Source organism: Larkinella ripae (assembly GCF_054780775.1).
In genome coordinates, this window is the sequence record NZ_BAAGVR010000030.1 from 410,963 (window position 1) to 422,370 (window position 11,408).

Below are 11,408 nucleotides of genomic sequence, written 5' to 3' on the forward strand. Positions count from 1 at the left end.
TACGTCCATGAAACCGTTTCTGCTCTATCTGTTCGTATTTCTTTCTCTGAGTAAGCTCTCCGCACAAGACGTTAAAAAAGGGAAGGTAGTGATTACTCAATTCCTGGCTCCATCCATTCAGGGAAATCGGGGTGGGGAAGATCCTATGCGTAGGCTAACCATCTACCTTCCTCCTGGTTATCAGCAAAGCAACCAGCGTTATCCGGTTATCTATTTTTTGCACGGATTTTTGGTCAATGATAGTTTAATGATGGTCTATAATCGGTTCCAGGAACTGATGGATACGGCCATTCTGAGCGGTCAGTTGCACCCCATGATTTTAGTCTTGCCCAACAGCGACACCAAGTTTGGGGGAAGTTTTTATACCAATTCAACGCTGACCGGAAACTGGGCTGATTACATTGGAAAAGATGTTGTCACCTACATAGACAAGACGTATCGAACGATTTCAAACCGAAATAGTCGGGGACTAAGTGGCCATTCAATGGGTGGAAATGGGGCGTTAAAAATAAGTATGTTGTATCCTGATGTCTTTGGGGCCGTGTACGCACTCAGCCCGGCTGTCTTGAATTGGGCTGTTGAATTTAGCCTAACCTCTCCTGCCTTTAAGCGAATGGATTCGTTCCGGAATGAATTCAGTGCCAGGCAAATAACCGATGACCTATTTAAGGGGAAACAGGAGAAATTCTATACGCAACTGATGGCTGATCTAGCCCGATCGTATTCACCGGATGAGGGAAAAACCTTTCTTTCGGCGGCCATGCCGGTTACGTATGTCGGCGACAGTATGGTCGTCCATAAAGAGGTTATAGCCAAGTGGGAAGCTAGTTTCCCAGTAAATATGATTGACCAGCATGTATCCGCTTTGAACCAATTAAATGCCTTAAAAATAGATTGGGGTAGAAACGATGAAAGTCCTCACATTCCCATTACTTGTCTGCAATTCAGTAAAAAATTAGAAGCCACTGGAATTAAGCATTTTGCCGAAGAATATCTTGGCGGGCATATCAATCAACTAGGGGGTTTAGCAGGCAGACTTTATACCGAAATGCTTCCCTTCTTTAATTCGTATTTGAAAGTTGAACCTAAAGAACGAGCAACCGTTCGGTAGGGATGATGGATAGCTTACATTAGGGGCAAATGATAATCGACAAGTGTCTCAGTCAAACCCTCCATTATAAGGACGAAGCATCAATCATGTTTCATATTTCTGTCATTCCAAAATTCGGGTGTTTAATGAAACGAATAATATACAAGTAGTTAGCCTGAATTTTCGTAGATTGGTTAGCCGAGTGTAGATGAGCCTGCAGACTGGAAAACGTACTTTGAAACTAACTTCTTACTTATTGATGCGTGAGTAAGTCTATTATGCAGTCTGCTTTTGTTTAAATGGCAAGCTATAGACAATCGGATTACGAAGGTCTCAGACGACGCTGTGTTGAACTTAGTCATGGGGGTCATGTGAGTAATATAGGCGGTTTAGAAGGCAGGATCTATACAGAAATGATTCCTTTCTTTAACACCTATTTAACGATTGAGTCTAAAGAACGATAAGGTGTTCGGTAGGTATAGTGGTTAACTTTCCAACTTGGACAACTGAATAAGTAACAAGTGTATCAATAAACCGCTCCCAACTGAGACGAGGGCATGTCTAAAAATTCGGGTGTTTCAAGAAATACAAAATAAGGCAGCCGAACAACCTAGTGTTCTCAACCTTACCTGTAGTTGCTGACTACTCTTGAGCAGTCAGCAGTGCCAACGTAACGATCATCCACTTCGCAGAAGCCGAAAAAACGGTTGGTGGTAGCTTTTTCCATCTCCAGAAAGGAGGCTGGCGTGAGATGGGTAAACTCTTTATAATCTTTCGCCAAATGTTGATAATCGCAGTAACCGCAGGCCAGTGCAATGCTGAGCCAATCTAAAGTGGGGTATTTGTTTTTCATCCGAAAGGCTTTGTCAAATCGGATAATCCGGTCATACGTTTTGGGGCTTACACCCATCCGTTCATCGAATTTCCGGATAAACTGCCGGACACTCAGGCACGACTGATCGGCGAGTTGGTCTAAGGAAACCTGCTGATTCTGGTGCAAAATGTATTGACCGGCTTTGTCAACGGGCGATTCATTTTTACAAGCCCTTTTGACCAAACGCTCCAGAAATTCTCCGACGAATTGGAGCATTTCTGCCAGGTCATCGCTGCTGTTCAGTCGCGTGCAAACATCCCGGATCGCATGGCCCCAGATGGCTTCGGCATCGATAAACGTATTGGTTAATTCCTGCAACGGAATACCCGTGAGCCGGTAGAGCATGCCCGGTTGGAACACCACTTTTATGGCCCAGAAATCGTACCCGCCGTAGCGATAGATCGGGATATTTTGAATGCCATACAGAATGCTTTGTGGGTAGGTGATCAGCGTGGGTGAATCAATAGAACTGGCCCGTTGCGGATCGCGGACATAAAAGGTCAGGCAATGTTCGGGGCGGGGCGTATAGTATTTGACAGGCAAACACACATCCTTCTCAAATTCAAAGCGAAAAACTTCGTATCGAAGAATAAATTCGTGTAAAGTCGACTTTTCGAACTGACCTCTCCAAAACATAGAACCCATATAAAACACTGGCTTGTTCTCTATGGAAATATACTGATTTACAGACCTAAATCAAACTAGCTTTAGTTATCGGCTATAACGTAACACGATCAAGTACACGAACCAATCCCTGTGCGATCCATTGCCAGCCAGCCGAGTTTGGTACCCATGGAAAGACGTTATGAAAAACCACGCAGATCAGGAGCGAAATCAGGTAAGGGCGATAGTTTTTACCCTTCACAAATTCATAAAGCAGTAACCCAACCAGAAATACATCCCCCAGTGCAAAGGCAAACATGACTGCTGTATGAAAATGGGCAAATCCGAAATTGATACGGCCGATACCGGGACCCAGTAAAGCAATTGCCGATGCAATCATATAGCGCATATGCAGGGCCGACTTTTTGCGATACATAATCGCCAGCGCATACAAGGTAACAAACGGAATCAGGGCTGAGACGGGCAAATATAGAAACGCTAGATTCTTTGCTTCCGGCATTCTGGATGCGTTTCTCAGGTACTGCATCCGCATGACAACCAGCATCGACCAGACAATCAGCGGCACCAGTACGTAAGACGCTTTTCCGAGCAGCCGGTGCAGATCGAGCCGTTTCTGGAAAAGAAAAATCGGCTGGATGATGAGCATGGCGAACCAAAGCAACAGCAGGGCCGAGTGCGTATGGTGTACATACGTAAAGCCAGTAAATGCCGGAAATTTGCTGAAATAGGTTTTGTAAAATCCAGCGACAATCATTAGCAGAATAGCTACGAATAAATAGCTAACGAGTTTGTAGGAGCGTTCCATGATACGTAGCATTTGGCTTATACCGTCAATCCATACGTATTGACAATCTGCTGATAGCGAGGATCGTCCATAAACCAGACGACGTCGAATTGCTGATCCAGCTCTTGGATGCCAGCCTTCATACCCGCACCAAATTCAGGCGTTCCGGGCTGGATTCCCTGTGCGATCAGTCTGGCTGGGATTTCCATAAACATGCCTTCCAGGTAAACCTCAAATCCCTGATTGGGAAATATGTCGATGAACCGCAGCGGCTGATCGGAGGGATTGAAAAAGGTGTGAACCAGACCATGGGGACGAAATCCAAAGCCACCGGCTTCGACCAGGTAAATCTCGCCATCGACCATCATGCCGGCAGTACCCTGCACGACGTACATCAGTTCGTCGGCCTCTTTATGGAGGTGAATGGGTGGCCCCATTCGGCGGGGTGCTACGTATCCTTCAATGCAACTGAAACGGTTATTCGTCTGGCTTTGCCGAATCATGGTTCGGACGATGTTGACGCCATTTCCAACACCAATGTCGGTGGGTTTCGAAGGTTCAACAATAAAAGGACGTAGCGTTTTTCCGTCCGATCCCTGCGTAGAGGTGTTCGTATCCATACTTTAGTCGTTTTGCGGTAAGTGAATGATTCTTTAGCAAAACTATCGGTATAGACCAAGATAGCACTGGTAAAAAAGTGACATTTTTCACTTTTCCCGCAACCCGAATACGTGTTCGGCGGCTTTTAGGTCTTCTTCAAAAAACGACGTGGGTGCTAGATACGTAAGCTCTTTACAATCTTTGGCAAAGTGTTGATAGTCATAGTAACCGCAGGAAACAGCGATGCTGAGCAAGTCGAGCGAGGGATATTTATTCCGCATGCGAAATGCTTTATCGAAGCGGGCAATCCGGTCGAACTGTTTCGGGCTGAGGCCGATGCGTTCCTCAAACTTACGGATAAACTGCCGTACGCTCAGGCACGACAGGTCGGCCAGTTGGTCGAGCGAAATATGTTCCCGCTGGTTTAAAATCAATGTACTGATTACGTCAACTGCATGATGCTGTTTGCGAAATGCGTGCACAACATTCACCAGAAAGGACTCGATGATCTGTAACATCTCCGTCATATTATTACAGCTATTGAGTCGCTGGGAAACGATCCGAATGGCTGAAGACCAGATGGCTTCGGCATCCACAAATGTATTAGACAATTCGGGCGATGGAATACCCGTGAGCCGGTACAGCGCTCCCGGTTGAAATACAATTCGAATCGCCAGAAAATCATGGCCGCCATAGCGATAAATAGGTACGGTGTGCATCCCATGAACAATGGCGTGGGGATAGGTGACGATAGTCCCTTTATCGACATAGCGAAACCGTTGGGGATCTCGTGGGTAGAACGTAAGCGACTGTTCAGGCCGAGGAGCAAAATACTTGGTGGGCGGTGCTACGTTTTTCCCGAATACAAAGCGAACCACTTCGTAGCGAAGCACGAATTGCTGCAATCCCGGATGCGTAAACTTGCCTTTGCCCAGTATGGCATCCATACAGATATTCATTTACTTTTCTGCGAAAATATATCGATTAACGGCACGTATTACAAGTTGGGATTAGCTATGGGTCAGGTTTCTATTCATTCCTTGGTGCTATATGGAGTGAAACATGAAAAGTAGCTAGAATAAAAAGAAGCATTTAGCCTTTGCAATAATCTTACAATTTGCTCCCAGCGTGAGACAAAAAATGCATTATTTGTACTAGCTAATTTTTTTATCCATAATTGCACGGGTAAGCAATGCATCCTTGCTTAAAAAGCTACTCAAAACCAATTATTTCTCTTAGTCAGTGGTACTTAAAATGGATTATACTTCGATCTGAGTATAAATAAATAATCGAGATGAAGTACAGCTGTGATGATGAAGTTCTTTGAGAGGAAAATCGAACAAATTCTAGAATTTGTAATTCGTACTATCTCGTACCAATCGTACCGGTACGAGAAGTACGAATAGGTACGATAAACCGTAAACTATGCTTTAAACTTCTTGATTTCCATTTCTTTGCAAGTTTGTACGGTTTGCACACTTTGCATATTAGTAGAAAGACAATAAAGGGTGTTACGAACTCAACTGCTTTATTCAAAACGAGAAATTGGTTTGGAAGACGACAATTTGAGACCGTTGGATTAATCCGCGAAGGCTTACGCGTTTTGGTAGGTTACTGTCACATAAAAGGTGGCAATTTCATAGACATTTTAATGCTATTGATCCGTACATGAGTTTTGATGATTTCATCTGCCGCTCGGAAGCACTACCGCATCAGTGGCCCGATAGATTTCCTTTACGAATTGATCATCGATCAATACTGTTCTATTTGGGGGGCGCTATTAAAATTCACCGGGCTTTTGAAAAATATAACTGTTCTTCTTTGGTAAGATTTTATCTAACCAGGTCCTATTCTCCATGGTTAGGCTGGCGGTCCCTTTTTTGAGTGAATCAAATGAAATACCGGCTTGTCGAATGAGTAATTCACGGCTGGCTAATGGTTCGCCCAGACCGCTGGCACTAAAATCGTACGTCGTGCAAATGCAGATTAACGTATCCGCTCGAAGCCAATCGTGGTTTTCGCCCCATAGGCCACAATTAAAATGGCGATAACCAATGGCCTCTTTTCGACCGTTCCCCTTTTGGTAAACACTCATGAAAAAATGGAGTTGAGGAATCGCACCATCGATAAATTCAATCCAGCCGGCGAAATCCATGGCTTTCCAGTACCGTTCGAAGGTGAGATAACCGTCTTGATCAAAGGCAATCGACCAGGCCATCCGATTAAAAATATAGGGGTCTGATTTTCCCCGGGCTTCGTACGTACGGTTATAGCTGTACCAATTACCCATGACGCCTTTGGCTAACGTCGAAATATGCGCTCTCTTTCGAATGATGTGTCCCTTGGGAATGGCGCAGGGCTGTTTAGTAACTACTATCCAGCTTAGTGTCAGCAGCAAACCAACCGTTATGATCGCAAACCCTTTCGTCCAACGGATGCGATTCTGGAGACGTTGATTAGTTGCCCCCAGGCTCTGAATGGTCAGTGTGGCGTCGGCGTCAGCTTTTTCCGTTTCATTTTGTACTGAATTCAGCGCTGACTCATAGGCAATTTTATACGCATTAAAATCCGGATAACCCAGCGTTTTTGCCAGTGCCTGAAAAAACTCCGGATTGGCATTGATATCAGCCTTTTTCTTAAGTAGATTATCGTAATGATTCCGGTAATTGCTGCCACTGAATCGGTGTCCGGTTTTCAGGGCGACATATTCCGGTAACCGGTTTTTACCGAAATGGGGGCTGAATTTGGCCCATATTTCTTCTCCTTTGGCATTGCGCATGTTCCCCAACACCTGATTCATGGGGGCCGCTGGGTTTTGCGGATCATTGAATTCCAGCGCTAATTCTTCCCGAAAATACTGGTGCAGGACATCGTTCCACAATTTTTCAAACAGCAGGCGATCGGTAACCATAAACAAATCAAATTAAAAGTCACGTCCGATGAGAAAGCGCCGAAAATGGATGGATTACTCATTTTGTGTTCGGCAGAGAAAGGTGTGTAAATCTGTGTAAGTATCGCTACACACAACTAAACAAAGTGGGAGCCTTGACTTTACAACTAAAAATAATGGAAATTTCATACCGAAACAGCAGGAAGCGAAGCCGGTTTCTGTTGGCTGATTCAGCCTTTCAATTAATCAGATCCGCTAAACACGTTCGACAATGAAAACCCTTATGGCCGACTATCAGGCAAAGTCAACCAACGCATTATCGTTTGAGTTGACCCAGGACGATGAAATGATTGGAAAACTTACCTACAAAAACTGGTTCCAGTTTACGGCTGCCATTGACCTAGCCAATCATTCAACCTATCAGATGATTCCAAAGGGATTTTGGGGATCAACCATTGAACTAAAAGGGGGCGATACGGTGCTGCTGAAGTTCTTCATGAACTGGAATGGAAGTATCACCTTGCAAACCTATTTCAATGACCATCAGCAAGAATATAGTTTTAAGCACCGAGGTGTTTTTAAAGAATCATTTCTCCTTATCGACCAGGATGCCACTGAATTGCTGGTCATGAAGCCACATGTAAAATGGATCAATTTGAATTACGAATATCAGATTCAGACGTCTGATGTTTTTGCATCTTTACCGCGCAAAGAAATACTACTTCTAACTTGCGTACACTGCGCCAATTATTATATGTCAATCATGGCCGGTACATAATCAAATAGTGGATTGTTGACCCTGAATTCGACTGTCAGTCGCCTGGTAAGAATCGAGCGATCATTGGGGAAAAGGCTTAAGAATAGGCTCCTTTTTTGATGCATGAATCATTCGGTGTTAATCTGAGCGTACCTGCATTTGTGACCTAGGGTAAGTGATTATAGGAATTGCGGTATGAAGTCTTCAGGTAGTATACTTCTCTGATTAAGTAGCCCTGATCAGATTCAGATCCATCCAGGCGACCCACGTTGAATTATCCGCTAAGCGCTCCCAATGGGCCTCCATATGGTGACCACCTTCGTGTATGGTCAGGGTTGTTCGCTCTGATTCACCCGTAAACGTAAACGTGCCGTCTTGATTGCGTTGAGCCTCCATGGTGGCAAATTTGCCTTGATTGTCAAACGAGCGCATCGCATACGTTTGACCATTGGTTCCATCGTCGCCAATCAGTTCAATAGCCTCTACTTTTTGTTGGCCAATCTGGACATCCACTCGATGCAACAGAAAGAGATTGTTCAGAATCCATTCATAGTTATCCGTTCCAATGATGGTACTTGCCGGGGTAGATGAAGTAGCTCTTACCTGGCCCGTGGTATTCCATTTGCCAACCAGCACGTCTAATAGCTTGAGGTTGGATGTTTGCGTAGTCGATTCCATAATAGGCTTGGATATCTGAATAGTTAAAGCGGTAAAAAAGTGAACCTATGAAAGCCGATCTACGCAAATCCCGGGTAGGGGTGCCTGGAGGGTAGGAGTTTCACAAAATTTCTCAATGCGAGACGAAATTTTCTTCATATATCAGAAAGTAAAACAAACTATCCTGTTCACTTTTTTCCGTCGATTAGATCTGTTAGGGCTTTTTCTATTCGTTTAAGGCGAGTTTCATCCGTTTTGGCGCTTTCTATCAAGGTGACATACTTCTTTTTCGCACTCGGCGAAAGCGCGTCAAAAAAGGCTCTGGCCGCCTCGTTGGTATTAAGCGCCTGCTGAAAGTCGATGGGCACCTCCACCGCTCGGTGTTCCGAATCCAGACGTACCTTCACTATAATAGGATCGCCTCCTTTTACGCCGGCGCTGCTGCGAACAGCAGCACTCACCGGAATCATACAGGCACCATTCATTACCCCAACGGTAGTTGAGTAGGAAAAGTGGTTGATAGTCACTAGAACCGGTGGCCTCTTTCCTGCCCCAAGTTGCTGCATAACCTCATCCGGCAGGTGAATGCCAGTGTTATTACCGGTCTGTAAAAGGGTAGTTTCAAATGTAATATCGTTTTTCATTCGATCGAAAAATTGTAAATAGGCATTTGGATATCATTCAGATCGCTGAATTGGCTTTCAAAGCAAATTTAGCTAGAATAGCCTGATGACGGATGGGTAAAAACGACAAAGAGTAGGGCGTTTGCGACAAATAGTGCATTGGCTGATCAGCAAGGTTGAATTAATGCCTCCCCTATTTTTCTCATAGAAACGCTCCCAGCGTGAGACAAAAAATGCATTATTTGTACTAGCTGATTTTTTTTATCCATAATTGCACGGGTAAGCAATGTATCCTTGCTTAAAAAGCTACTCAAAATCAATGATTTCTCTTAGTCAGTAGTACTTAAATTGGATTATACTTCAATTTAAGTAGCAGTTGATAATCGAAATAAAGTAGCGGCTGTGGTGAGGGCGCGTTTCTAGACAAGTTGGGTGACTGAAACTCGAGAGATGCTTATTAAATATTCGTACCTGCTCGTACCAATCGTACCAGGTACGAGAAGTACGATTCAGTACGAGATGCTGTTAAAGAAGTAAATCCTTACAATTTCATTTATAGTTTGTTTCTAGGAATTTTTTAGCGTCAGAGTCACCAGTATCAGCCGCTTTTTCAATCCATATTTTCGCCTGCTCTACGTCTTTTCTAACCCCTGTGCCTTTATAATATAGAATACCCAAATTGTACTGGGCCGAGGCATATCCTTGATCGGCTGATTTTTGGTACCATTTTGCAGCCTGACTATAACTTTGTTTAACACCATCCCCATTGTTATAAAGAACACCCAAATTAAACTGCGCGTTTGCATCTCCCTGTTCTGCAGATTTGAGATACCAGTTAGCAGCTTGAAAATAATTTTTTTTTACGCCAAGGCCCAAATTGTACATGTAGGCTAATTGAAATTGGGATAGCTTATCTCCGCTTTTGGCTAACCGTTGATAAATTGGTAGAGCAGCTTTGTAATTCTTCGCTTCGTAGAAAGTTAAGGCTTTGAAGTATTCGGGATTTTGACTACTAAGTGCGGTATCAGCTGCCAATGAAACATTTGAAATTGAATCTGTATCATTTTTATTAACTGAACTTTCCGAGATTTTAAATGGCTTATTTGTAAAAAGTAGTATTATAAGCGCTACTAAAACAATAACAATAACCCATTTCCAGCCAATATCAGCGTCACTTTCTTTTTTGGCCTCTTGATTTGGAAGTATTTGGACTTCATTAGCTGAAGGCGTATTTAATTTCTCAATATGTTTTACCATTTCTTCTTTTTGCATACCGGGATCACGCATCGCCTGCTCTTTAAGAATCTGGTCTGTAGAGACAGGAATTGGTGGTGGTTTATCAACTGGTGAAGCTATTTTTGCTTTGGAAGTAGGCTCATCTGATATGGTTAGTATCCGTTTTTCAGCTTCATTTCGATAGAGACTAGTTGGAAAATTTTTAAGGAAGGTTTGATAGTCTAAAATAGTATCGGCTAGCACTGCCGCCTGCCAACTAGTAGTTTCAAAGTCATAACGGTTAAAGACGAATTGCCCGAGATCATCCCCCGCGCCATACAATCGACTGCCCTGCGGGATTTGTAAGGAGTTAGCCCGAGTATTACTTCGCACTCGAAGGGCCAATTCATCAGCGGTTAATTTGGCTTTTTGGTTATACCGGAGCTCTGATATTAGGGCTTTGGCAAACGGACTATTTTCTACTCCATCAGATACGACGTCATTACGGCCACCAGAGGTGATTACCCAGCGGGATTTTCGAGTTTCTAGTTTCTCAGCAATGAGGGTATCTGTGGAAGAATCACGTCCGGGTACTAAAAGCGAACCTGAGAAACACGAATCAGAAATCAACAAAACATGCCGACACTTCATGTTCTTAATATAGGACTGGACATTGAGATTAGGTAAAAAGGAGTCAATATCGTCCTGCTCGGATTCGACGGGTACCCAATACCCATCCTCATTCTCATCTAGACAGCCATGGCCCGCATAATAGATCAGGAGTTTATCGTCGGCTCCCAGAACACTTGAGCGGGTGTAATTATACAGTGTATTTAGTATTTTCTTTCGTGTTGCCTTCTCATCCTTCAGCAAGGTGACGTTTGCTTCCTCAAAGTCATAATACTTTAACAGCACTTTAAGGATGGTGTCGAGATCATTAACTGCGTTTCTGAGGGGAGTGAAGTGATGATAGGCATTGATGGCAATGCCCAAAAAATGAGTTCGACCCTTCGGCTGGTTTATATCTGTAGTCTCAAAACCGCCACCTCTGAAGTTCGAAGTATCCATTTTGCCAGTATAAGTGCCTAGTAATTAGAAGGGTAATATAGATTGATTAACCTAAATTTACAAATGATAAGTCCTAGGGATAGACAGGTGATCGAGTTTCAGTTTGATTTTTAATCAATAGTCCCAGACACAGAAATATTTTCAAGAGGAAAATGGGTAAGTTAAAATGTATATCGTCAACTTAAAGTGGACAGATGCGGGTGAAAAGAGAAGAGATACTTTAAGC

At 43.6% G+C, this 11,408-nt stretch carries 10 protein-coding genes; 2 read left to right on the plus strand and 8 right to left on the minus strand.

Going from position 1 to position 11,408, the window contains the following annotated elements:
• Window positions 1-7: 7 nt before the first annotated feature.
• A complete protein-coding gene (locus ACYVHX_RS28205) occupies window positions 8-1,111 on the plus strand; it encodes an alpha/beta hydrolase-fold protein (RefSeq protein WP_460675059.1) in 1,104 nt (367 codons plus the stop codon).
• 604 nt (window positions 1,112-1,715) lie between these two features.
• Here ACYVHX_RS28205 and ACYVHX_RS28210 read toward each other — a convergent pair.
• The 5 genes from ACYVHX_RS28210 to ACYVHX_RS28230 form a co-directional block, all read right to left on the minus strand.
• Window positions 1,716-2,507: a helix-turn-helix domain-containing protein gene (locus tag ACYVHX_RS28210; protein WP_460675060.1), complete on the minus strand. Its 792-nt coding sequence runs from the start codon at window positions 2,505-2,507 to the stop codon at window positions 1,716-1,718.
• A 175-nt stretch (window positions 2,508-2,682) separates the two neighbouring features.
• Window positions 2,683-3,393 (minus strand): hypothetical protein, encoded by a 711-nt coding sequence (locus ACYVHX_RS28215; protein WP_460675061.1) that lies wholly within the window; start codon window positions 3,391-3,393, stop codon window positions 2,683-2,685.
• A 17-nt stretch (window positions 3,394-3,410) separates the two neighbouring features.
• Window positions 3,411-3,992 (minus strand): cupin domain-containing protein, encoded by a 582-nt coding sequence (locus tag ACYVHX_RS28220; protein WP_460675062.1) that lies wholly within the window; start codon window positions 3,990-3,992, stop codon window positions 3,411-3,413.
• 87 nt (window positions 3,993-4,079) lie between these two features.
• The gene (locus ACYVHX_RS28225) at window positions 4,080-4,919 is read right to left on the minus strand and encodes an AraC family transcriptional regulator (protein WP_460675063.1); all 840 of its coding nucleotides are present in this window, start codon (window positions 4,917-4,919) and stop codon (window positions 4,080-4,082) included.
• A gap of 833 nt (window positions 4,920-5,752) precedes the next feature.
• Window positions 5,753-6,883: a hypothetical protein gene (locus tag ACYVHX_RS28230; RefSeq protein ID WP_460675064.1), complete on the minus strand. Its 1,131-nt coding sequence runs from the start codon at window positions 6,881-6,883 to the stop codon at window positions 5,753-5,755.
• Between the two features lie 250 nt (window positions 6,884-7,133).
• On the opposite strand from ACYVHX_RS28230, the gene ACYVHX_RS28235 reads away from it, so the two are divergent.
• Window positions 7,134-7,640: a hypothetical protein gene (locus ACYVHX_RS28235; RefSeq protein ID WP_460675065.1), complete on the plus strand. Its 507-nt coding sequence runs from the start codon at window positions 7,134-7,136 to the stop codon at window positions 7,638-7,640.
• A gap of 204 nt (window positions 7,641-7,844) precedes the next feature.
• Here ACYVHX_RS28235 and ACYVHX_RS28240 read toward each other — a convergent pair whose 3' ends face one another.
• The 3 genes from ACYVHX_RS28240 to ACYVHX_RS28250 all read right to left on the minus strand — a co-directional run bounded on the left by ACYVHX_RS28240 (window position 7,845) and on the right by ACYVHX_RS28250 (window position 11,182).
• Window positions 7,845-8,297 (minus strand): DUF1579 family protein, encoded by a 453-nt coding sequence (locus ACYVHX_RS28240; RefSeq protein ID WP_460675066.1) that lies wholly within the window; start codon window positions 8,295-8,297, stop codon window positions 7,845-7,847.
• A gap of 167 nt (window positions 8,298-8,464) precedes the next feature.
• The gene (locus ACYVHX_RS28245) at window positions 8,465-8,920 is read right to left on the minus strand and encodes a YdeI/OmpD-associated family protein (RefSeq protein ID WP_460675067.1); all 456 of its coding nucleotides are present in this window, start codon (window positions 8,918-8,920) and stop codon (window positions 8,465-8,467) included.
• Window positions 8,921-9,448: 528 nt separating this feature from the next.
• Entirely contained in the window at window positions 9,449-11,182 is a 1,734-nt protein-coding gene (locus ACYVHX_RS28250) for a caspase family protein (protein WP_460675068.1), read from the minus strand.
• Between the last annotated feature and the right edge of the window lie 226 nt (window positions 11,183-11,408).